20 protein-coding genes are annotated in these 22,952 nt (G+C 31.2%); 13 read left to right on the forward strand and 7 right to left on the reverse strand.

Going from position 1 to position 22,952, the window contains the following annotated elements; all coding sequences use genetic code 11:
• Positions 1 to 44: 44 nt before the first annotated feature.
• A complete protein-coding gene (gene ilvD, locus PUD86_07060; GenBank protein MDD6777036.1) occupies positions 45 to 1,694 on the forward strand; it encodes a dihydroxy-acid dehydratase in 1,650 nt (549 codons plus the stop codon).
• A gap of 7 nt (positions 1,695 to 1,701) precedes the next feature.
• Positions 1,702 to 2,979 (forward strand): histidinol dehydrogenase, encoded by a 1,278-nt coding sequence (gene hisD / locus PUD86_07065; GenBank protein ID MDD6777037.1) that lies wholly within the window; start codon positions 1,702 to 1,704, stop codon positions 2,977 to 2,979.
• A gap of 167 nt (positions 2,980 to 3,146) precedes the next feature.
• Here hisD and PUD86_07070 read toward each other — a convergent pair whose 3' ends face one another.
• Positions 3,147 to 3,314 (reverse strand): hypothetical protein, encoded by a 168-nt coding sequence (locus tag PUD86_07070; GenBank protein ID MDD6777038.1) that lies wholly within the window; start codon positions 3,312 to 3,314, stop codon positions 3,147 to 3,149.
• A gap of 583 nt (positions 3,315 to 3,897) precedes the next feature.
• Here PUD86_07070 and aspS point away from each other — a divergent pair.
• Positions 3,898 to 5,217, forward strand: a complete 1,320-nt coding sequence (aspS, locus tag PUD86_07075; GenBank protein ID MDD6777039.1) for an aspartate--tRNA(Asn) ligase — start codon at positions 3,898 to 3,900, stop codon at positions 5,215 to 5,217.
• A 21-nt stretch (positions 5,218 to 5,238) separates the two neighbouring features.
• Entirely contained in the window at positions 5,239 to 6,459 is a 1,221-nt protein-coding gene (locus PUD86_07080) for an aminoacetone oxidase family FAD-binding enzyme (protein MDD6777040.1), read from the forward strand.
• Between the two features lie 5 nt (positions 6,460 to 6,464).
• Here PUD86_07080 and PUD86_07085 read toward each other — a convergent pair whose 3' ends face one another.
• Positions 6,465 to 7,172 carry a class I SAM-dependent methyltransferase gene (locus PUD86_07085; protein ID MDD6777041.1) on the reverse strand — a complete coding sequence of 236 codons (708 nt, stop codon included), beginning with the start codon at positions 7,170 to 7,172 and terminating at the stop codon, positions 6,465 to 6,467.
• Positions 7,173 to 7,352: 180 nt separating this feature from the next.
• Here PUD86_07085 and PUD86_07090 point away from each other — a divergent pair, with 180 nt between their 5' ends.
• From PUD86_07090 to argS, 4 genes are read left to right on the forward strand one after another with little or no spacing between them, the layout of a single operon-like run.
• Positions 7,353 to 7,982: a cobalt-precorrin-8 methylmutase gene (locus tag PUD86_07090; GenBank protein ID MDD6777042.1), complete on the forward strand. Its 630-nt coding sequence runs from the start codon at positions 7,353 to 7,355 to the stop codon at positions 7,980 to 7,982.
• A 9-nt stretch (positions 7,983 to 7,991) separates the two neighbouring features.
• Complete coding sequence (gene hemL / locus PUD86_07095) at positions 7,992 to 9,263, forward strand: glutamate-1-semialdehyde 2,1-aminomutase (protein ID MDD6777043.1); 1,272 nt, start codon at positions 7,992 to 7,994, stop codon at positions 9,261 to 9,263.
• A gap of 6 nt (positions 9,264 to 9,269) precedes the next feature.
• Positions 9,270 to 9,695, forward strand: a complete 426-nt coding sequence (locus PUD86_07100; GenBank protein ID MDD6777044.1) for a signal peptidase I — start codon at positions 9,270 to 9,272, stop codon at positions 9,693 to 9,695.
• A 19-nt stretch (positions 9,696 to 9,714) separates the two neighbouring features.
• Positions 9,715 to 11,415, forward strand: a complete 1,701-nt coding sequence (argS, locus tag PUD86_07105; GenBank protein MDD6777045.1) for an arginine--tRNA ligase — start codon at positions 9,715 to 9,717, stop codon at positions 11,413 to 11,415.
• Positions 11,416 to 11,518: 103 nt separating this feature from the next.
• Here argS and PUD86_07110 read toward each other — a convergent pair whose 3' ends face one another.
• From PUD86_07110 to PUD86_07120, 3 genes are all read right to left on the reverse strand, one after another.
• The gene (locus tag PUD86_07110; GenBank protein MDD6777046.1) at positions 11,519 to 13,069 is read right to left on the reverse strand and encodes an IS1182 family transposase; all 1,551 of its coding nucleotides are present in this window, start codon (positions 13,067 to 13,069) and stop codon (positions 11,519 to 11,521) included.
• Between the two features lie 136 nt (positions 13,070 to 13,205).
• Positions 13,206 to 13,667: a hypothetical protein gene (locus PUD86_07115; GenBank protein MDD6777047.1), complete on the reverse strand. Its 462-nt coding sequence runs from the start codon at positions 13,665 to 13,667 to the stop codon at positions 13,206 to 13,208.
• 8 nt (positions 13,668 to 13,675) lie between these two features.
• Entirely contained in the window at positions 13,676 to 15,346 is a 1,671-nt protein-coding gene (locus PUD86_07120; GenBank protein MDD6777048.1) for a glutamate--tRNA ligase, read from the reverse strand.
• Between the two features lie 104 nt (positions 15,347 to 15,450).
• On the opposite strand from PUD86_07120, the gene PUD86_07125 reads away from it, so the two are divergent.
• The 4 genes from PUD86_07125 to PUD86_07140 all read left to right on the forward strand — a co-directional run bounded on the left by PUD86_07125 (position 15,451) and on the right by PUD86_07140 (position 20,319).
• Positions 15,451 to 16,443, forward strand: coding sequence for a tetratricopeptide repeat protein (locus PUD86_07125; protein MDD6777049.1), 993 nt, complete (start codon positions 15,451 to 15,453; stop codon positions 16,441 to 16,443).
• A gap of 139 nt (positions 16,444 to 16,582) precedes the next feature.
• Positions 16,583 to 18,163, forward strand: coding sequence for a hypothetical protein (locus PUD86_07130; GenBank protein MDD6777050.1), 1,581 nt, complete (start codon positions 16,583 to 16,585; stop codon positions 18,161 to 18,163).
• A 333-nt stretch (positions 18,164 to 18,496) separates the two neighbouring features.
• Positions 18,497 to 19,504: an aldo/keto reductase gene (locus tag PUD86_07135; GenBank protein MDD6777051.1), complete on the forward strand. Its 1,008-nt coding sequence runs from the start codon at positions 18,497 to 18,499 to the stop codon at positions 19,502 to 19,504.
• Positions 19,505 to 19,506: 2 nt separating this feature from the next.
• Complete coding sequence (locus PUD86_07140; protein MDD6777052.1) at positions 19,507 to 20,319, forward strand: class I SAM-dependent methyltransferase; 813 nt, start codon at positions 19,507 to 19,509, stop codon at positions 20,317 to 20,319.
• Between the two features lie 40 nt (positions 20,320 to 20,359).
• On the opposite strand, the gene PUD86_07145 is transcribed toward PUD86_07140, so the two are convergent.
• Both PUD86_07145 and hcp read right to left on the reverse strand, forming a co-directional pair.
• Positions 20,360 to 20,689, reverse strand: a complete 330-nt coding sequence (locus PUD86_07145) for a cupin domain-containing protein (protein MDD6777053.1) — start codon at positions 20,687 to 20,689, stop codon at positions 20,360 to 20,362.
• A 3-nt stretch (positions 20,690 to 20,692) separates the two neighbouring features.
• Positions 20,693 to 22,000 (reverse strand): hydroxylamine reductase, encoded by a 1,308-nt coding sequence (gene hcp / locus PUD86_07150; protein MDD6777054.1) that lies wholly within the window; start codon positions 21,998 to 22,000, stop codon positions 20,693 to 20,695.
• A gap of 121 nt (positions 22,001 to 22,121) precedes the next feature.
• Between hcp and PUD86_07155 the strand changes: the two genes are divergently transcribed.
• Positions 22,122 to 22,895 carry a helix-turn-helix domain-containing protein gene (locus tag PUD86_07155; GenBank protein MDD6777055.1) on the forward strand — a complete coding sequence of 258 codons (774 nt, stop codon included), beginning with the start codon at positions 22,122 to 22,124 and terminating at the stop codon, positions 22,893 to 22,895.
• The last annotated feature ends 57 nt before the right edge of the window (positions 22,896 to 22,952 follow it).

A 22,952-nucleotide genomic window follows, 5' to 3' on the forward strand; every position in this document is an offset into this window, starting at 1 on the left:
TTAAAAATAGATATATTATATGATTAAATTATTTGTGTGATTAAATGAAAAGTGATAGTATAAAAAAAGGAATTCAAAGAGCTCCACACAGATCTCTTTTAAGAGCTTGTGGTCTTGATGATGAAGATTTTAAAAAACCATTCATTGGTATTGCAAATAGTTTTACAGACATTGTTCCAGGTCATATTCATTTAAAAGAACTTGTTGAGTTCGTAAAAGAAGGTATTATTGCTGCTGGTGGTGTACCTTTCGAATTTGATACTATGGCGATTTGTGACGGTATCAGTATGAACCATGAAGGTATGAAATACTCTCTTCCTTCAAGAGAAATCATTGCTGCTACTGTTGAAAGTATGACCAAAGGACATGCTTTTGACGGACTTGTATTAATTCCAAGTTGTGATAAAGTAGTTCCTGGAATGATTATGGGTGCAACTAGAGTAGATGTTCCATCTATTGTTGTTACCGGTGGACCAATGGAATCTGGTGAATATAAAGGTAAAAGTGCAGATTTAATTACTGTATTTGAAGCAGTTGGTGCACATTCTGCTGGAAAAATCCCTGAAGAAGAAGTAGATGCACTTGAAAGATGTGCTTGTCCTGGTGCTGGAAGCTGTTCCGGGTTATTTACCGCAAACACAATGGCTTGTATTACTGAAACATTAGGTTTATCTCTTCCAACTTGTGCTACAACTCACGCTAGAACTGAAGAGAATAACGAAATTGCTTTTGAATCAGGTAAACAAATTGTTAAACTCGTTGAAGAAGACATTAAACCATCTGATATTTTAACCCAGGAATCATTTAACAATGCTATTGCAGTTGACATGGCATTAGGTGGTTCTTCTAACACTGCACTTCACATTCCTGCTCTTGCAAGTGAAGTTAAAGGTTTAGATGTTGATTTACAATTGTTTGATGAAATTTCAAGAAATGTTCCTCACATTGCACTTATTTCCCCAGCAGGTGAAGATTCAATGATGGATTTACATTTAGCTGGTGGTATTCAAGCTGTATTAAAAACATTAGGGGACAAAATTGACACCAATCAATTAACAGTAACTGGTAAAACAATTAAAGAAAACCTTGAAAACGTTGAAAACAAAAACACTGACGTTATTCATACTTTAGATAATCCAGTTCACGAAGATGGTGGAATTGCAATTTTGAAAGGTAACCTTGCTCCAAATGGAAGTGTAGTTAAAAAAGGTGCAGTTGCTGATCATTTAATGCATCTTAAAGGACCTGCAAAAGTATACAACTGTGAAGAGGATGTTACAAAAGCAATCTTTAATCATGAAATTGTAGAAGGAGACATTGTTGTAATCAGATACGAAGGACCAAAAGGAGGTCCAGGTATGAGAGAAATGTTAAACCCAACCTCTGCTCTTGCAGGAATGAACATCAAAGATGTAGGTTTAATTACTGACGGAAGATTCTCCGGTGGAACCAGAGGACCTTGTGTTGGACACGTTTCTCCTGAAGCTATGGAAGATGGTCCTATCGCTGTAATCCAAGATGGAGATATTATTGAAATTGATATTAACAACAGATATATCAATGTTGAACTTTCAGATGAAGAGATTGAAGAAAGATTAAAATCAGTCAAACACCCTGAAAGAGACTTAGACGGATGGTTAAGAATTTATCAAAAATTAGTTCACTCTGCTGATACAGGTGCTATTTTAAGGTAGTTTTAAAATGGAAATATTGAATTATTCTGATATTGATTTAGCTCAAACAATCAAAAGATCAGAAGAAGATGTAAATAAGGTTTTAGATATTGTTTCTGATATTCTTGATAATGTTAAAAACAATAAGGATAAAGCTATTCGTGAGTATACAGAGAAATTCGATGGAGTTTCAATAGAAAATTTAAAAGTATCTGAAGATGAAATCAAAGAAGCTTATGATACTTTAGATGACAGTTTACTTGTTGCACTTAAACAGGCTGCATCAAACATTGAAAAATTCCATAAAAAACAGATTCCATCTGAATGGGAAATTGAAGTAAACCCAGGTATTGTTGCTGGTCAAATCGTAAGACCAATTAATTCTGCTGGTTGTTATATTCCAGGAGGAAGAGCAGCTTATCCTTCTTCAATTCTTATGACTGTTATTCCTGCTAAAATTGCAGGTGTTAAAAAGGTTGTCTGTGTTACACCTCCACAAAAAGACGGTAAAATCTTAGATGCAATTTTAGTTGCTGCAGATATTGCTGGTGCTGATGAAATCTACAAAGTTGGTGGTGCTCAAGCTATTGCAGGACTTGCTTATGGAACAGAATCTATTCCTCAAGTAGAAAAAATTGTTGGTCCAGGAAATATATTCGTTACAGCTGCTAAGAAATTAGTATACGGTCAAGTAGATATTGAGTTTCCGGCAGGACCTTCTGAAGTGTTAATACTTGCAGATGAAAGTGCAAATCCTGAATTCTTAGCAACTGATATATTGGCTCAAGCAGAACACGACCCTAATGCATCCTGCTTTTTAGTAACAGACTCTAAGGATTTAGCTATTAAAACTGATGAGTTTGTAAAACAATTAACAGAAATTGCTCCAAGACGTGAAATTATTGAAGAATCATTATCAAAAAGTGGAAAAATTATTATTACTAACAACTTTGAAGAAGCTATTCACGTTACAAATGAATATGCTCCAGAACATTTAATCATATCCACAAAAGACGACGATGAAACATTATCACATGTAAATAATGCAGGTTCCATATTTTTAGGATCTTATTCTCCTGTAGCTGCTGGAGATTATGGATCTGGAACTAATCACGTTCTTCCAACTGGTGGAGGAGCTAAAATGTATTCTGGATTATCTACTGAAGCATTTATTAAAAAACCTACAGTTCAAAGAATTACTAAAGATGGACTTAAAGAGCTTTCAAAAACTTCAGTTCCTATTGCAGAATATGAAGGATTTTACGAACACGCAAAATCATTTAAAACAAGATTAAGAGATGATTAGATAATCTAATCATTTCCTATTTCTATTTTTAATTTTTCTTAAAGGCTTAGTAACTTTCCAACTTCTGGAATTTAATAGCTCTTCATTTAATTTATTCGCTTTTTTAAGTTTTTTATTAAGTTTTTTAATTTTCCTTTTATCTTTAGAACTTTTATTTTTATACTCATTTAATAAATTGGATAATAATTAGCATTAACTCTTCCAATTTCTTTGTAATATTTTTCTTTAATTTCTAATTCACATGGACTTTCTGTTTCATTAGATTTTAAATAAAATAAAGCATTCTTCGCTAATGCTTCAAATGAATTGAAACTTGCAGCACAAGCATAATCCATTAAAATTAGCAATTTTCTATTATGGAAATTATAATTGTCAATATAGCATCTGTGTTTTGGATAATATGAATTTATTTTTAAATTAATCAAAGAAGATTTAATATTTTCATCTTCTTTTTCAAGAATATCAATAATTGATTCTTCTAAAATAAAATAATCTAGTGAATTGATTCCAGATTCAGATAATATGCTGTCAAATTCCTCATCTTTTTTATCAAATGAATCTTTAAATAATGGATTTAGCTCATTGTAGACAAAATTATAATCCCATAAAAAAGGTTCAAGTTTATGATGTTGTACTTGACTTTTTCCAGTATATTCTTTTAGATATTATCATAAACTTCATTTAATGCCCCTACATTATATGTTAATAATTTATTTTCTCCAATGTATTTAAATGGGTATATTTTAGTTTCTCTTTTGGAATAATGATTATTTTATATCATATTTATTTTACACAATTTCCAAAAAAGATGGCGATTTAGTCTTTTTTTACATATCTTTATTAAACATTAAATACTAAAATAATTTCATAATGAAAATTTTATCATTATTTTTATTTTTACAACCGAGGTGAATAAATTTGCAAGGTTTATTAAACGATTGGAGAAGAACTCATTACGCTAAACAAACCACTCCTGAAATTGCAGGTAGTGACGTTACTATCATGGGTTGGGTACATGAAATCCGTGATTTAGGTGGAATTATCTTTGTTATTATTAGAGATGTCACTGGTAGAGTTCAATTAACTGCTCCAAGTAAAAAAGTAGATGCAGAAATATTGGAAGAAATTAGAAAATTCAGAAAAGAATCCGTTGTAGCTGTTAGAGGATTAGTTCAAGAAGCTCCTAAAGCTCCTAATGGTGTTGAAATTATCCCTAAAGAAATTAAAGTATTAAACTTATCCAATCAACCTTTACCAATGGATCCTACTGAAAAAGTTCAAGCTGGAATCGATACCAGATTAGATTCAAGATTCTTAGATATTAGAAAAGAAAACGTTTCAGCTATTTTCAAAATTAAAGGTCAAATGTTCCATACTATCAGAGATTACTTCTATGATAATGGATTTTATGAAATTAACACTCCTAAACTCGTAGCTTCCGCTACTGAAGGAGGAACTGAATTATTCCCTATTACTTACTTTGAAAAAGAAGCATTCTTAGGTCAATCCCCTCAATTATACAAACAAATGATGATGGGAGCTGGAATGGATAAAGTATTCGAAATCGGTCAAATTTTCAGAGCTGAAGAACACGATACTTTAAGACACTTAAATGAAGCAGTATCTATCGATGCAGAAGCATCTTTCATGGATGATGTTGATGTAATGAAAATCTTAAACGATATGCTCATTCAAGTATTAAAAGATGTTAACAACAACTGTGCTGATGAATTAGCTATTTTAGGTCAAGAATTAGAAGTACCTAAAGGCGATTTCCCAGTAGTTACTTACGATGAAGCTGTTGACATTATTAATTCCCGTGGAGTAGAAATGGAATGGGGAGAAGACTTATCTCGTGAAGCTGAAAAAGCATTAGGAGACACCATGGGTGGATTCTACTTCTTAACCGAATGGCCATCTGCAATTAAACCATTCTATGTAATGCCTAAAGAAGGAGACGAAAAATACTCTCACGCTTTCGATTTAATGTACAACAACTTAGAATTATCTTCTGGTGCAACTCGTGTACACCAATACGACTTACTCGTAAAACAAATCGAAGAAAGAGGATTAAACCCTGCTGGATTTGGAAGCTATCTTAAAGCATTTGAATACGGTATGCCTCCTCACGCAGGTTGGGGTGTAGGTGCTGATAGGTTAACTATGGTACTTACCGGATCTGAAAACATCCGTGAATGTGTACTCTTCCCAAGAGACAGACACAGATTAACTCCTTAATTTTTTTCTTTTTTAGATATTATGGAAGAATATGAAATAGCTGTTATTGGCGGAGGTCCAGCAGGAATTATGGCTGCAATTGCAGCTTCAAAAAATTCCTCAAATGTTATAATACTTGAAAAAAACCCTAAACTAGGTCGTAAACTCTTAACAACCGGTGGGGGAAGATGTAATATTACAAATGCTAAGCCAATTAAAAAGCTATTAAAATTCTATCCTCAAAAAAATTTTTTAAAACACTCTTTTTATACACTTACAAATGAATATTTACTCTCCTTTTTTGAAAATAAAGGTTTAAACTTCATAGAAGAAGACAATAATAGAATTTTTCCTGAAAGTGAAAAATCCAGTGATATCTTAAAAATTCTAACTGATTATTTGGAAGATGTGGTTATAAGTTATAACTTTGAAGTTAAATCAATCAGTGATGATTTTGTTATAAATGATAAGATAAAAGCAGATAAGATTATTATTGCAACAGGTGGTATAACTTATCCTCAAACTGGATGTAGTATTGATAACTATTTTTTAACTTCGCAACCTTTAACTGATATCAAATATGGTCTTGTACCATTAGTTACCAAAAAAGATTTGTCAAGTATTGCTGGGGTAACACTCTATGATGTTGTTATAAGTTATAAGAAAACAAAAGTTCAGGGAAATGTTTTAATTTCACATGTTGGACTAACAGGACCTGGAATTATAGATTTGAGTAATGATATTTCAGAAAGTATAAGTTATAACTTATTAGAAAATGATGATGTTGATGTTGATTTTGAAATAGCTATTGACTTATGTCCTGAGTCTAGTCGTGAAGAGTTACAAGATAAGTTTAATCAGGATTTCCAGACCAAAGGAAAAACAATGATTAAAAATTATTTAAAGTTATTTTTAACAAACAAGTTCATTGATTTCTTTTTAGATGAAATAAACCTTGATGGTGAAACTCAACTTTCAAGAATTAATAAAAAAAGTAAAAACAGACTTATTGAGAATTTAAAAAGATTTACTTTTAATATAACTGGTTTTAATGACAAGTTGGCTAAAGTAACTATTGGAGGTATTGATTTAGACAGTATCAATCCAAAAACAATGGAGTCAACTGTAATACCTGATTTATACTTTGCAGGTGAAGTATTGGATTTACATGGTCCTACCGGTGGGTATAACTTAAAAATTGCTTTTTCAACAGGTTATTTGGCAGGATTATCTGCAAGTGAAAAAAAGAAGGATAGAAATTAAAATTTCTAACCAATAATGAAGTATTTGTACTGTGTTTCGCTATGATCGCTTAAATCTTCAAAAATGTTATCTGAGAAAATCTCATTACAGTTGAATTTTTTAAATACTTCGATGTATTCATCTTCTCTACGATAAATTGCACTGTAATCAGATTCCAAACCTTCAGAATAGAAATCTCTAAGGGTTAATCTGTTTTCCATACATGAAATAGGTTCCATAATGAAAATTTTCATATCCTCTGCACCTATTTTATTAATTTCAGAAACGATAGTTTCCAAGTCATTATCATTGATGTACATTAAAACTCCACTAATAACTATAACATCAAAAGGTGGTTCGATTATTAGTTCATCAATTTTAATATCGGTAGCAGACATTACCTGGAATTTACAGTTGTCATAATTGTTTGATTTGTTGGCTATTTCAATAAGGTCCTGTGAAAAGTCCAAACCTAAAAATGAGTCACATTTATCATGTAATGCTTCAGCCCAACGACCAATTCCACAGCCAATTTCAAGAACTTTTTTATTTGAAACATCAATACTCTCAAAAAGTAGTTTTTTCTCTTCAATATGTCTTTGTTCAGAATTTTCTTTATCCTGGAACAAAACTATGGATAAATCGCTTTCAAATTCTTTAGATGCTCTTTTATTGAAGAAGTCTTTTACTTTATCAGAATTGATGTCTTCATTGCCGCCGTATAGTCTTGACATATAATCACCCAAAATTTTTAATTATTTATGTATAGTTTAAACACATATATAAATTATACATTGTTCATGTCTAAAACCTGATTTTTTCGAAGTGCATCATTATTTACAACACATGTTTTTTTAATAAAATTTCTTAAATAAACAAAATATTTAACTTATATATTTACTAATAGTTATAATATGACAGACAAAATGTTCATGGGTGCATCAACTAAACAAGGTTTGGATATTGCTAATAAAAGTAGAGAAATTATCCGTGGCCTTATTGGAGGTGATGTCAAAGACTTAAATCCTATTGAAAGAGATATTGTTGAAAGGATTGTTCATTCGACTGCAGATCCAGAATATGCAAAATTAGTAAAAATCAGTAATGATTTTGTGGATGCAGCTATGACATCCCTTAAAAATAACGAAACTATTTTAACCGACATTAATATGGTAAAATATGGTATTACACGTTATGAAGGGGAAGTAGAGTGTTATATCAGAAATGAAGAAGTTATTAAAATAGCTAAAGAAAATCAAATCACAAGAGCAGCTGCTGCAATGCGTTATGCTGCTATGAATGATTTTGAAGGAATAGTTGTTTCTGGTAATGCTCCAACTGCTGTTTTTGAAGCTATGGATTTATATGAAAAAGGTGAAATGAATCTTAAAGCTATTGTTGGCGTTCCTGTTGGTTTTGTTGGAGCAGCTGATTCAAAAGAAGCTCTTCATCAATCTGAAATTCCTAATGTTATTGTTGAAGGACCTAAGGGTGGAACACCAATTGCAGTGGCTTGTGTAAATTCATTAATACAACATTTATAGCGTGATAAAATGAATTCTGAAGAATTATTCAAAGAATCTAAAAATTATTTTCCTGGTGGAGTAAACTCCCCAGTACGTGCTTTTAAGCCTTATCCATTTTTTGTTAAAAGTGCTGAAGGTTCAAAACTCACAGATGAAGATGGAAAAACTTACATTGATCATTGTTTAGCATATGGTCCATTAATTTTAGGACATTCCAATCCTGATGTTGTTAGAGACCTTTCTAATCAATTAACCATGGGTACTGCTTATGGTGCTCCTACTGAAAATGAAATTACTCTTGCAAAAGAAGTTATTGATAGAATTCCTTGTGCTGAAATGGTAAGATTCTGTAATAGTGGTACTGAAGCTACTATGAGTGCAATAAGATTAGCACGTGGTTACACAGGCAGGGACAAAATTGTTAAATTTGAAGGAGCATATCACGGAGCACATGATTATGTATTAGTTAAAGGAGGTTCCGGTGCTGCAACTTTACCTGACAGTGCTGGTATTCCAGTAGATACTACTAAAAATACCTTATCCGTTCCATTCAACGATGAAGAAGCTTTAACTAAATTGGTTGAAGAAGAAGGAGAAAACATTGCTTGTATAATTATGGAAATTGTTATGGGTAATGTAGGTTGTATTGAACCAAAACCTGGATTTTTAGAATTTATTAGAAAAATTACTGAAGAAAATGATATTGTTTTAATTTTTGATGAAGTTATTACTGGATTTAGAGCTTCTAGAGGTGGTGCTCAAGAATATTATGGCGTTACTCCAGATTTAACTACTCTTGGTAAAATTGTTGGTGGAGGACTTCCTATGGGAGCATTTTGTGGTAAAAAGGAAATTATGGAATTAATTGCTCCTAATGGTCCGGTTTACCAAGCAGGTACTTTTTCAGGAAATCCAATGTCTGTACAGGCAGGTATTTCAACCTTAACACAATTAAATGATGAATTCTATAAAGAACTTGAAAGAAAAGGAAAATTCCTCAGGGGAAATATAGAATCTATAATTGATGATGAAGGATACAATATCCAACCTGTTGGACTTGCATCAATGTTCCAAATTTACTTTAATCCAGAACCTGTTTACAACTATGCTGATTCTCAAAAATCAGACAGAAAACAGTTCTTAAGATACTTTAAATCCTTGTTAAAACAAGGCGTATTTATTCCACCTTCACAATTTGAGTGTAACTTTATTTCAAATGCTCATTCTATGGAGGATTTACAACAAACTTCAGATGCTATTGAAATTGCATTAAAAGAAGCTTTTAGAAAAAGAAGGTAATTAAAAATGGAAATAGATTATAAAGAAATTGCAATATATGCAGTTATTTTTCTCATTGTTCTAGTTGCTGCTCAACATCTAAGTGTTGTAGTTTCTGGAAGTATGGAACCTGCTTTTTATAGAGGTGACATAGTATTAACAGAAAAATCAGACTTTTTAGGAATTCATGAGTTTAATGTTGATGATGTTCAAGTAGGCGATGTTGTTGTCTATAATGCAATTTGGTATGACCAGCCAGTTATCCACAGAATTATTGATATTAAGGATATTGATGGAACAACAATGTATCTGATTAAGGGGGACAATAATAACGCTCCTGATCCATATTATGTTAAATCAAGTCAAATTACAGATAAAGTTGTTACAATAAACGGTAATTTGGTTGTTATTCCAAAAATTGGTTATCTTTCTATTTGGTTAAGAGGATTATAATTATTATTAAGGTGAGTTAATGTATTTTGAAATCGAAAAACAAGCTATTGATGCTATTAATAAAGCATTAGATCAGTATGATGTAGATATTGATAGAAATTTTAAATTAGAATTTCCACCTAACCCAGATTTAGGTGATTTAGCAAGTACAATTGCTTTTGCACTTACTAAAAAATTAAGAACTTCCCCTCCGGAAGTTGCAAAAGATTTAGTTGAAAAAATTGAAGTGCCTGAAATTTTCTCTAAAGTCCAAAACTTCGGACCTTACGTTAATTTCTTCATTGACTATAGTAAATTTTCAAAATTATTATTGGAAAAAGTTGATGAAAACTATGGTCAGCTTCCAGCATACGGAGAAAAAATTGTTTTAGAACACACTTCTGCAAATCCAAATGGACCATTACACATTGGTCACATTAGAAACTCCATTTTCGGAGATTCACTTTCTAGACTTTTAAAATTAGCTGGAAGAGATGTTGTAACTCAATATTATGTAAATGATATGGGAAGACAAATAGCTATTATTGTTTGCGGTATTACTGAATGCGGTTTAAAAATCGAAGATTATGAAGGAGAAAAAATCGACCACAAAATCGGTAAATTATACTTCGATGCAAACAAAGCTGTTGAAGAAGATGAAGCATTAAATGCTAAAGTTGATGAATTAATCCAAAAATACGAAGAAGGAAGCGACGAAGAGTTAAACAAAGTCTTTGAAGATGTTGTATCCAAATGTATTTCCGGAATGAAAGAATCTCTTTTAAGAATGAACATTGTCCATGATGACTTTGTATGGGAAGGACAATTCGTAAGAAGCGGTGAAGTCGATGGTCTTGTTGACTACATCCAAAAAGAAGGATTTGCTAGCCAAGAAGATGTAATGTTTATTGATTTAACTGAATTTAACATTGAAAAAGAATTTGTTCTTAGAAGATCCAACGGAACTTCCCTTTACTCAACCAGAGATTTAGCATATCACAAATATAAAGCTACTTTAGGTGACACTGTACTTGATATTTTAGGTTCAGACCACAAATTAGCTGCTAAACAAATCAAAGTAATCTTTGAAGAAATCTTCAGACAAACTGCTCCTGAAGTAATCTTTTACGAATTCATTACTCTTCCTGAAGGTTCAATGTCAACCAGAAGAGGTAAATTCGTTTCTGTTGATGAATTAATTGATGAAGCTGTATCAAGAGCTTATGATGAAATTAAATCCAGAAACCCTGACTTAACTGAAGAAGAAATTGCACCAATGGCAGAAGATATTGGTGTTGGAGCTATTAGATTCTTTATTGCTAAATTATCCCCAGAAAAACACTTAACATTCAAATGGGATGAAGCATTAAGCTTTGAGAGAGGTTGTGCATCTATTCAATACGCTCACGCAAGAGCATGCAAATTACTCTCAAAATCTGCTAAAGACATTTCTGCTTTAACTGTCAGCGATGACTGGGTACCTAATGAAAATGAACAAGATTTAATTAGACAAATTGCTAAATTCCCACAAGTTGTTGAAGATTGTGCTAACAAACAAAGAGTTCACAATGTAACACAATACTGTCAAGATTTAGCTGGTTCATTTAATAAATTCTACAAATCAGAACAAGTAATTGGATCTGATGTGGAAGACACCAGATTAATTTTAGTTGACAGAGCTAAAACTACAATTAAAAATGCTTTAGATATTTTAGGTGTATGTGCACCTGAAAAAATGTAGATGGGTTAATTAACTCATCTTTTTTTTTAATTTTGAGGATGTGACGCAAAATTTTTAGTTGAATTTTTGTTTTTTTTTAATTTTTTTTTAATTTTTTCTTATTTTAATTGTTTTTTGTGTTTATTTCGTTGTATATTCTTTTTAGGTTGTGTCCGATTGTATATAGTTTGAATTCAGTGTTTGTGTTTTTTATTCCTGTTGTTGTGAATTCGTGGAGTTTCATGTTTTGTTTTATGTGTGCAAATGGTAGTTCTGCTGTTTTTGATCGTTTTTTGTAGATTTTTTGTGCCCAGTCTGTTTCCATTTTACGTTGCATTCTGATTTTGGAAGGGTTTCCATAGTCTTGAATTGTTCTGTAATTCTTTTTATCGCAGCATATTTCTTTCATAACACAATTTTTACATTCATTTGTCCAATAAGTTATTCTTTGTTTGTTTTTATATTCGTAAGTTCTTCTTCGATATAAAATTTCTCCTAAAGGACAGATATATGTTTCAATTTCTGCATCGTAAGTGAAATTATCTTTTTTGAATGGTTTTTCCCATAAATTGTACTTTTTTTCTTTTCTTGAGAGTTTTCTAGTGGATATATATCCATCTAAGCCTTTTTCTTCAAGATATGTTGTGTTTTCATCTGTGGAATATCCATTATCAGCGCTGAATTGGAAATTTGATGGTAATTCATCGTAGATTTCGATTAAATTTGATTCTAATTGTTCTATTGATGGAATTAGTTCGAAATGGTCTGTTGGATTTTGTGTAATGTATGATGAAAGTATTATTCCTTTATATTCGTCCACAATGATTTGTGCATTGTAATCCCATTCCCATTTGCCTTTTTTATTCTTCATCAAACGAGCATCAGGGTCGTTGATGCTAATTACGTCTTTTGGTGATTCTTTTACTTTTTCTTCGAGTTTATCGAGTTTTTTTAAAACTTTTTTTGGATTTTTTTCTGCTTGTTTTAAAAGATTTAAACTTGAAGAACGTAATTTATCTTTATTTCTATTGTTTTTAGAAGATTTTTGGATTTCTTTTACTGTTTCTTTGAATTTTTCTTTGTCTGTTAATGATTCTGGGACTGAATTTCCAGATTCATCTTCAAGTTCTTCATCTTCTTTTTGATCAAGTTCAATACTTTTTTTGAGGTGTTTTTTCATGATTTTGATTTGGTTTTCATCGGTTAATTTATTGATGGATGTTTTTGCTTTGATTTTTGTTCCATCTAAGCTCACATGATGGATTTTGATTAAATCATTTTCTTTTGCAATTTTAATGGTTGTTTTGAATGCTTCGTCGATTAAATCAGTATAATCGACTTTAAATCGTGCTATTGTCCTGTATGATGGTTTTTCCATTGCTGCAAGATACATATATGCAATGTCTGTTCTTGTTTTTCTTTCTATTTCTCTTGAAGACAATCCACCATCAAATACACTCATTAAAATGAGTCTGAGCAATAATTCTCGTGGATAAGCAAATTCACCAGGCTTTCCACGAAATTCCTGGTTTGCTTTCGAACAATCAATTAAATCAACCACATTTTTAATAAAATAGCAAGGATGATCTTCAGGAATCAAATTTCGCAAGTCCATAGGGACCAACATTGTCTGATTTATATTATCATCTTTTAAAACCATGAATAAAACAACCATAAATATTAATATCTATAATAAACGATTGTACTTCATAGTATATAAAATTAAAGAAAAATAAAACAATTAAAATTAGAAAAAATTGTGACTTCGTGTCACATCCTCTTTTTTTTAAAAATAGAATAAAAAATGGAATTTATTTATTTAATTTATAACTTCCATCTTCAACAATATATTTTGGGACAATTATTTTAAAAGAACGGATAATATTCAAATAGAAATCATCAAGTTCTCTGTCCGCGTAAGGGTATGTGAATTCAAAGATGTATAAATTGCTGTCTTTTACATATAAGAATTCATTACGTCTCATTTCATTTTCACCGTCGGAAAATGAAGAAACAATCATATAGTAAATATCATCATTTATTGGAATAAAATCAGACATTACTATATCGATTTTAGGATTATTTTCAATATTTTTTTCAATGTCTTCTTTGATTGCTGGAAGTCCTACCAATGTAGGGGTGGTTGAGAATTTAATGGACATTGGAATCTTGGTATTTACAAGATATAAGTCATTAAATTCATCTTTTGTGTTAACAGCTTCAAAATCTTCCGGCATTAGAAGAGTTGAAAAACCATTACTAAACATAGTCATATTTATCACTATTTGTGTGCATAGTAGAATACTAATTCATCGTCTTTGATTTCATCCAAACGAGCAAATCCTACTCTTTCAAACTGAACAATGTCTCCAACTTCTAAATCGTTAAGTGCAATTTCACCAAGACCAGTTTTTACAGATGCATCATCCATAACAATTTTAACGTTTACATTTTCTTTGGTTGGTACCCATTGGATGATTCTAGCTTTTATATCTCTTGCCTCTTCAAATGAAGTTGAATGATAGTTTACATCTTCACCAGCTATTTCAACGTTAACAGCATCCATTAATCTGAAAAGTCCATCAGCATAATCTGCTTTTGCAATGTATGCACTGCCGTCGAATGAAAGTAATCTGTTTCCTCTGTCCATATGATCTGCGTGAAGTGGTCTTTCGATAGTTACGTCTCCATCTTCATATCCGTTAACGCTAACTTCTACAGGTTCTTCACAGAAGAAATATCTGTTAGCTATTGGTTCTACAAAGTTACGGTTTAAACCATAAATCTTTTTCCAGCTGATAGCAGAATCAGCCATTTTAACACCAATTTCGGTAATTAAGTTGTAAATGGTTCTTGGATCAATTCCTCTTCTTGCAATAGCTCTTAAGGTTCCAAGTCTAGGGTCGTCCCATCCACTGTAGGTTCCATCTTCAATTCCAGCCATTGCTTTTGAGGTACTAAGAGCAATATCTTCCATTTTAAGTCTTCCGTAATGGATGAATTCCGGTAAGTCCCATTCCATGTGGTCGTATAAGTATTTTTGTTTTTCACTGTTTGCTAAATGGTCTTTACCTCTTAAAACATGAGTCATTCCCATTAAATGGTCATCTACAGATACAGAGAAGTTCATCATAGGATATATTCTGTATTTGGTTCCCATACGTGGGTGTTCTTCGTCAACTAATCTCATAGCAACCCAGTCACGAATAGCAGGGTTTTTGTGGTTAATGTCTGTTTTTACACGAAGAACTGCTTCACCCGCTTGCATGGTGTCAAATTTTTCCCATAATGCAAGGTTTTCTTCTACACTGTTGTCTCTACATGGACAAGGTTTGCAGTTGTCTTTAAGTTCTTTAAATGTCGCACCATCACAGGTACACATGTATGCAGCACCTTTTTCGATTAATTGACGTGCGTAATCATAATAAATCTCAAATCTGTCAGACTGATAGATGATTTCATCAGGATTAATTCCTAACCATGCTAAGTCTTCAGGAATCATTTCATAAGCAGGTTCAAATACTCTTTTTGGATCAGTATCTTCGATTCTTAAGATTAATTTACCGTTGTGTCTTTTTACATACTCAGCGTTAGGAACAGCTGCTCTGGAGTGTCCAATATGTAATGGTCCACTTGGGTTTGGAGCAAAACGCAATACAATGTTTTCATGAGTTCCTGGAAGCTCTTGAAGTCCTACTTCTTTAGCTTTTGGTTTTTTCTCTTCAACTTCTACACCGTATTTTTTCATTTCACTTGCCTGTTCTTCAGCTGATAAAGCATTTACCTGAGCTACGATTTTACCAGCTAACGGTCCAATTTCTTTAGCTTTACTTCTAAGTTCTTCTTCATTTGCCATGATTGAACCTATAACAGCACCAGGATTTGCACTTCCTTTATGTTTAGCTGCATTTAATAAAGCATATTTAAAAACAATTTTTTCTAAATCATTCATTTAATCATCACAATTTAATTAATTAACTTAAAAAATAGCATTATTATTTATCTAATTGCGAATATATAAATATTAGTAAGAGTAGTTTAAAATAAGTGAATATTATGATTAATAAAGCAAAGCAATATATTGAAAATGACGATTATGAAAAAGCTATTAAACTTGCCCGTAAAAGACATTCAAAGGATGATATTACTAATTACCTTGAAATTTTGGATTTATTAATCAATAAAGATTATCTTCCTGCTTTAGAAGAAAAAGGACTTTATTATCAGTTTTATGATAAAAATCATGATGATGGGGATTATGGTGAAAAATATTTTGATAAATACTTAAATAAACAGCCTAAATCTGTAAATGTAATATGTGATAAGGCAATGTCCAGACTAAATAAGCAGGATTATGAATCAGCACTTGAATTAATGGATAATGCTTATAAAAACTATTCTTCTTATTCTAAAAAAGAAAAGCCACGTATTTTAAAAAGTGAAATATTAATTGGGAAAGTGGAGATTTTACTTAAGCAAAAAAGATACGATGATGCTTTAGTATTTATTAAAAGCTATGAAAATCAGTTTGATTCAACTCAAAAATCTGATTTGTACATGGGCCAAATTCTTCAAAAAACAGGTAAAAATGAACAGGCACTTATGTATTTGAATAAATCATTACTTGAAGAAGACACTCTTATTGGATTTAATGCAAAAGGTGATGCATTATATGAACTTGGCAGATACAAAGATGCTCTAAAAGAATATAATTATTGTCTTAACTATGAAAGTAAAGTTGATGATTTGGAACTTATTACAAATTTTAACTACAAATCTGCATATTGCTGTTTAAATCTTGGCGATGAAAGTGAAGCTATTAAATATCTAAACAAAACAATTCACATGTTAAATGAACATGGAAGACTTCCAAGAGATATTGAAGCTATTTATCAAAAATGCTCATTTGAAAAAGAAAGGATCTTAAAAAAAGGCAATGTGGAAGATGTTGAATTTAGAAAAAATAAATTCTTTTCTACTAAAACAACTTTAATCATTTTTGGTGTTGTTTTGGTGTTGTTTTTCATTTTAAAAATTTTGGGCTATTAATTGGTGTATTTGCATTGTCTGGTATGCATGTTAATGTAAATATTTCAATATTTTTTATATTTTTTGTGTTTTACCCTAATCTTTATTATATATTAATTACATAATTATTCATACTATCAAAAATAAACTTGGTGTAGATATGGTTAAATATGTAAATTATGTATTATTAGCTGTTTTAATGATGATACTATCATTATCTTCTGTTTGCGCTGCAGATGGGGACATTAATGATAATTTAACATCTACATCAGATATTAATGAATTAATTACTGATTCTTCTATTGATTTAGTTGAAATTGAGGATGTTGACATCTTACAACATGAAATCAATGATAATAATGTAATTTATGATAATGATCAAGTTGATATCTCTGAAATTAATTCTAATAATGTTAGTTTTACTGATTCTATTATTGATGATGCTAATGATGAACAAGTAATATGTACTGTTGATAGTGTATATAATAATTATACTGTTATTTGTAATTCTAGTTACACTGAGCCTCAAGATGTAAGTAGTTCTATTTTTAATAATGATGTATCAAACAATGTTTTAACTTATGATGTATCTGATGATACAAGTGATGTTGTTGATGATACTGTTGTTATTGTTGATTGTAGTAACATGACTGTAGTTAATGATAATGTTATTGTTGTTGATTGTAGTGATGTAACTATTGTTGATGATGACAACAATATGTGTTCAATACATACTAATGCTAACTATGGTAATGATGTTGTTGGTGTTGGTAAACATAATTCATATTTGCTATCTGTTGATGCTATTGATATTGGTTATAGTATTATGTGTATTAAGATTGATAAATGTAATATATCTTTATTGCCTACTAATGTTATTGGTGTATCAAATACTAAATTATGTATTTGTGATGTTAATGCAGTTGATGGTAATAATGTTTCAAATTCATTTAGTGCAGATAAACTATATATTATAATTAAATGTATTTGTGGTAATAACTGCTCATATTTGAATAATATATCTAAACTTAATAATTCAGCTATTGGTACTAATAATATTAGTCAATCTGCTGATGACGTATTGCCTAATGTTACTGATGTGGATAATACTAATGATGGTAATGCTAATAGTAATGCTAATTATGTTCAATCTTCAGATTCTAGTGATGTTAATATTAATAATATTACTTCAAGTAATGGTGGTATTTGTAGTAATATTATTAATGTATTATTGCATAGTGGTGTTGCCAAATTTGACATTGTTAAACTTAGTGTATTTGATACTATTTGCCCTATCCCTATTGGTGATTTTACAGGCATTTCTTCAAATGATAATTTGGTAGTATATTTGGCCTATGAAAATTACACTCTAATCAGTACTATTCTGGATAAATTCACTTCAATTATTCAAAATGAAGTTTCATCCTCTAGTTTTATGGGTGTGGTTAAACCAGACTATATTGCTATAGCTAGTGATACTGTAATTTTTGATAAAAAAGCAGATCTAACTGGTGAGGTGACGAGATCAATTGTCAGTGATGTTGGTGGGACGCGACATATTTTAGATTTATCTAAATTTAAGGAAATCAACATATATTTTGATGTTGTTAAACATAAAAGTGTTGCCAAGTTCCTTTGGGACTACAAGTTTAGTTCTACGATACCTGATAAACTCACAGTTAATACATTGGATCGAAATATTCCATCTGCTGGTATAACTGCTGATATGGATATGCGGTAAAAAACCGTTTGCCAGTATTAATGTAACTGGTCTGTAAGTATTTTTGTAACTATAATTGGTGAAATACATTATATGCTAATTAGTTTGTCTTTTGGATTTTATAATCTAATTAAAACAAGATATTTGGTATTTTGAGGTGTATTTGGCTATTATTTGTGCAAATTATTGATATATTTAGTTTGTATTAGCTCATGCAAGAAACTATTTTTAAAGCTAATAATTCATTAATTTAATTGCAATTCTCGTTTTTTATAAATAAATTCTTATTTCAAGAATAATACTAATAACATTAAACACTATAAATAATATTTAGAAATTTATTTTGTGATTTTAATGAGGCTTGGAAAAACTAATCTTGAAGTAAATAAGAATGGATTTGGTGCTCTTCCTATTCAAAGAAGAAACGAAAAGGATTCTGTTGAAATACTTAAAAATGCATATGACAACGGAATAGACTTTTATGATACTGCACGCTTTTACACTGATAGTGAAGAAAAAATGGGATTGGCTTTTGAAGATGTTCGTGAAAACATTTATATCGCTACAAAAACCGCAGCAGAAGATGTTGAAGGATTCTGGAAGGATTTGGAAACTTCACTTAAAAATCTAAAAACAGATTATGTTGATTTATATCAGTTTCATAATCTCTCATTTTGCCCAAAAGAAGATGATGAATTATACAAAGCAATGATTGAAGCAAAAAATCAGGGTAAAATTAAACATATTGGAATTACTACACACAAAATATCTCATGCTCATGAAGCTTTGGACAGCGGACTTTATGAAACATTACAATATCCATTTTCCTATTTAAGTGGAAATGAAGAATTGGAACTTGTTGAAAAATGCAGACAACTTGATGTTGGTTTTATTGCAATGAAAGCAATGGGTGGGGGATTAATTAAAAACTCAAAAGCCAGTTTTGCCTACATTAATCAATTTGAAAATGTTTTGCCAATATGGGGAATTCAAAAAATAGAAGAACTTGACGAATTCTTATCATATGATGAAAACACTGTTTTAACAAGTGATTTAGAAAAAGACATTGAAAATGACAGAAAAGAACTTGGAGTTAACTTTTGTAGAGGCTGTGCATACTGTATGCCTTGTCCTGAAGAAATAAACATCAGTTTATGTGCTAGAATGTCTCTTTGGGTTAGACGTTTTCCTTCAGAGCCTTATTTAACAAAAGACTATCAGGAAATGATGGAAAAAATAAATCAGTGCAGCGAATGTTATGAGTGTGTTGATAAATGTCCGTATGAATTGGATATTCCTAAGCTTATGCGTGAAAACTATGAAGATTATCAAAATATTTTAAATAAAAAAACAAAGGTGTAAGTATGAAACAATGTATTACTAATCCAAATGAAGTTGATTGGGTTAATTTCTGGGCTGAGCGCTTAGAAAACAAAATTGATAAAAACTGGGATGAAGCAGCACCTGGATTTTATAAAAGAACAAGAAAAGAGGATTATCAAACTGCATTATTTGATAAATTAATTCTTGATGAAAATGATGTTGTTTTGGATGTTGGATGTGGTGAAGGATCAATTACAATTCCAATAGCTAAACAGGTTAAAAAAGTAATTGGAGTAGATTCTTCTCCTAAAATGCTGGAATATCTTGAAAAAAGAGCTAAAGACAATGATGTGGATAATATTGAAACCATCTTAAAACCGATTGAAGATATTACTTATGATGAAATCGGAGATGTTGATGTAGTTGTATGCTCAAGATCACTTAACGGTATTGTTCCTATTGATAAAACATTATTAGAGCTTGATAAAATTGCAAATAAATATGTTTTTATCACTATTTTTGGGCCTGAAAACAAAAAACTTGAAAAGGACTTTGAAAAGGAAATCGGAATTAAAACAGAAGATTTCCCGGACTATGATTACTTCTTTAATATATTGTTTAACCTTGGAATCTATGCTAATGTTGAGAGATTTGACTTAAACAACTATAAAAAATACAACAGTATAGATGAAGCAATGGATAATGGTAAATTCAGAATTGAATTGTATGATGATGGTCAAAAAGACCTTTTAAGAAAGTATTTACAAAAAGCCCTAACCTATGATGAGGAGTCTAAAAAATATTATAATGTCAAGGATAAGGCAGACTGGATTTTAATCTGGTGGAAAAAATAGCTAATAAGAGTATTGGATAAAAATCCAATACCTTATGTGTTTAATTTGATTTTATCATTGTTAAAATCATTTTGTATGGGCAGTTTACTGCCTGAAGTGCGTGTGGTTCATCTGCAGGCATGATAATCATTTCACCTGCTTTGACAGTATGTTTTACACCGGAAATTGTAATTTCAGCTTCCCCGTCAATAATTTGAACCATTGCATCAAAAGGAGCAGAATGTTCAGATAAGCCTTGACCTTTGTCAAAAGCAAAAACTGTAACAGTTCCTAACTCTTTTTTAATAATTTCTTTACTTACTACACTATCTTTTTGATAGTCAATTAAGGATTGTGTTTTTAATGCTTTGGATTTTATATCCTCGCTCATGATTTATTCTCCCATAATTTTTTTAATATCTACAAGTGCATTTCCTGATGTAGGAGTTAAGTTGTAGTTTTCAACTAATACGTTTAAGATGTCTTCGTTACACCATGCAGGAAGAACTGGTCCAATCCACATGTCGGTTTTTCCAAGATAGAGTAATGCCCAAAGTACTGCAGCTGCTTTTTGTTCCATCCAACTTAAAACGATTGTTAATGGTAATTCGTTTAATTCCATGTCGAATAATTCACATAAAGCTAATGCAATGTCTACTGCAACAATGGTATCGTTACATTGACCTAAATCTAATAATCTTGGAATTCCTTCAATGTCTCCTAAGTCAAGGTCGTTGAATTTGAATTTTCCACATGCTAAGGTTAAGATAACGGTATCTTCTGGTAAGTTTTGTACAAATTCTCTGTAGTAGTTGTTTTGTTTGGATGCTTTGTCACATCCTCCAACAACGAAGAATCTGCTGATTTTACCTTCAAGTACAAGTTTTTTGATTGCATCTGCATGTTCAATAACTGCTCCTGCACTCCAACCGGTAGTAACAGTGGTTAATTCTTCTGCTTCAAGTGATCCAAGAGATTTAGCACATTCGATTACTTCACTAAAGTCGTAGTTTTCAATGGTTTTTACATCTTCAAGTTTAGCTACGTCCATAGTGAACATTCTTTGTTTGTAGTCTTCATGAGCTGGTAATACACAGTTACTGGTTCCAACAATAGCTGCATTGTATTTTTTAAAGATAGCTCTTTGATCGTGCCATGCACCACCTAACTGACCTGCCAAGTTTTCATACTTGTTAAGTCCAGGATATCCGTGTGCTGGTAACATTTCAGAGTGGGTGTAGACTTTAATGTCAGTTCCTTCTACCTGTTTTAATAACTCTTCAAGAGCTTTTAAGTCGTGACCGGTTACAATAATTGCTGGTCCTTCTTGTGCACCTACTTTTACTTCAACCGGTTGTGGTTCGCCGTAAGCTTCAATGTGCGCATCTTTGAGTAATCTCATTACATCAACACTTACTTTTCCAGCTTCAAGAGCTAAGCCAACTAAATCCTGTGCATCGAAGTTAACATTGGTAAGTGTGGTGTACAAACCTTTGGTTAAAAATGCGTCTATTTCAGGGTCTTTTTTACCTAAAACATTTGCATTGTAGTTGTATGCACTAATTCCTTTTAAGGTGAAGATAAGATTGTCCTGTAATCTTGCAACGGTTGCATTTTTACCGCAAACTCCACTTACAGTACATCCTGTGCCTTTAGCAGTCTGGGAACATTGGTAACAAAACATATCTAAATCATTTGCCATAATAATTACCTCTTTTTTTGTTCGTTATTTATATAATAGAATTGGATTATATATAAGTATATTGTTACTTTTTAAGTAGTAATAGTAAGCATTAAATACAGTTTTTAACAAACTTGTATGTATGAATGTAGCTGTACTTAAGAAGTTAGGCCTAACTATGTATGAGGCTCAAGCATATGTAACACTCACTTCATTAATCTCATCAACTGCAACAGAAATATCTGAAAAATCAGGCATTCCTCGCAGTAAAATATATGAGGTTTTGAAGGGTCTTGTCCAAAAGGAATATGTTGATGTTGAAGACGGAAGACCATTGACTTATAATGTAAGATCACCTGTTGAAGTTTTAAGCGGTGAAAAAACAAGATTAAATGAACAGATTGATGATACAATTTCAAGTCTCACATATGTTTATGAAAATGGAATGTCTCAGGTTCAAGCACCAATCTGGAGAATTTATGGTGTTGAGAGAATTATCAGCCGAGAAATCGAAATCATTGAAAGAGCACGCACATCTATAAACATGAGAATTGGTTTTTTACTTGAAGGTGAGGGTGAAGCACTTGTCAGGGCATTTAGAAAAAGAAGAAACTTTAAGATAAATATTCTTGCATCACCGACATGTTATATCAATGATGAACCCTTTGATATTGTTGGATTTTTTGAGGAAAATGGAATTGAAGTTTACAAAGCAGATATTCCATTTGCAAAGGTTTTAATTTCTGATTCAAAGGAAATGATGCATATTTATGCAAAGTTTAGTGAAGATAAAAGAACTGTAATTCCCGAATCTACAATAGGTATTCTAAATAAATACGAAGACATTGCAAAAAACTATGATGAGCGGTTTATGAATCAGTTGAATAAAATTCAAAATAAAAATGGAAATAAATAATTATTATATTGGGGAAATATTTATATACTGGTTGTTTTAATTTAATATATAGTTATA

The organism is Methanobacteriaceae archaeon, assembly GCA_029219465.1.
In the GTDB taxonomy this organism is placed as follows: Archaea; Methanobacteriota; Methanobacteria; order Methanobacteriales; family Methanobacteriaceae; genus Methanocatella.

Excerpts from the sequence above, each read along its gene's own strand:
- ilvD (MDD6777036.1), top strand. The coding sequence starts at position 45 with ATGAAAAGTGATAGTATAAAAAAAGGAATTCAAAGAGCTCCACACAGA.
- hisD (MDD6777037.1), top strand. The coding sequence starts at position 1,702 with ATGGAAATATTGAATTATTCTGATATTGATTTAGCTCAAACAATCAAA.
- PUD86_07070 (MDD6777038.1), bottom strand. The coding sequence starts at position 3,314 with ATGGATTATGCTTGTGCTGCAAGTTTCAATTCATTTGAAGCATTAGCG.
- PUD86_07080 (MDD6777040.1), top strand. The coding sequence starts at position 5,239 with ATGGAAGAATATGAAATAGCTGTTATTGGCGGAGGTCCAGCAGGAATT.
- PUD86_07085 (MDD6777041.1), bottom strand. The coding sequence starts at position 7,172 with ATGTCAAGACTATACGGCGGCAATGAAGACATCAATTCTGATAAAGTA.
- PUD86_07090 (MDD6777042.1), top strand. The coding sequence starts at position 7,353 with ATGACAGACAAAATGTTCATGGGTGCATCAACTAAACAAGGTTTGGAT.
- hemL (MDD6777043.1), top strand. The coding sequence starts at position 7,992 with ATGAATTCTGAAGAATTATTCAAAGAATCTAAAAATTATTTTCCTGGT.
- PUD86_07100 (MDD6777044.1), top strand. The coding sequence starts at position 9,270 with ATGGAAATAGATTATAAAGAAATTGCAATATATGCAGTTATTTTTCTC.
- argS (MDD6777045.1), top strand. The coding sequence starts at position 9,715 with ATGTATTTTGAAATCGAAAAACAAGCTATTGATGCTATTAATAAAGCA.
- PUD86_07110 (MDD6777046.1), bottom strand. The coding sequence starts at position 13,069 with ATGGTTGTTTTATTCATGGTTTTAAAAGATGATAATATAAATCAGACA.
- PUD86_07115 (MDD6777047.1), bottom strand. The coding sequence starts at position 13,667 with ATGACTATGTTTAGTAATGGTTTTTCAACTCTTCTAATGCCGGAAGAT.
- PUD86_07120 (MDD6777048.1), bottom strand. The coding sequence starts at position 15,346 with ATGAATGATTTAGAAAAAATTGTTTTTAAATATGCTTTATTAAATGCA.
- PUD86_07125 (MDD6777049.1), top strand. The coding sequence starts at position 15,451 with ATGATTAATAAAGCAAAGCAATATATTGAAAATGACGATTATGAAAAA.
- PUD86_07130 (MDD6777050.1), top strand. The coding sequence starts at position 16,583 with ATGGTTAAATATGTAAATTATGTATTATTAGCTGTTTTAATGATGATA.
- PUD86_07135 (MDD6777051.1), top strand. The coding sequence starts at position 18,497 with ATGAGGCTTGGAAAAACTAATCTTGAAGTAAATAAGAATGGATTTGGT.
- PUD86_07140 (MDD6777052.1), top strand. The coding sequence starts at position 19,507 with ATGAAACAATGTATTACTAATCCAAATGAAGTTGATTGGGTTAATTTC.
- PUD86_07145 (MDD6777053.1), bottom strand. The coding sequence starts at position 20,689 with ATGAGCGAGGATATAAAATCCAAAGCATTAAAAACACAATCCTTAATT.
- hcp (MDD6777054.1), bottom strand. The coding sequence starts at position 22,000 with ATGGCAAATGATTTAGATATGTTTTGTTACCAATGTTCCCAGACTGCT.
- PUD86_07155 (MDD6777055.1), top strand. The coding sequence starts at position 22,122 with ATGAATGTAGCTGTACTTAAGAAGTTAGGCCTAACTATGTATGAGGCT.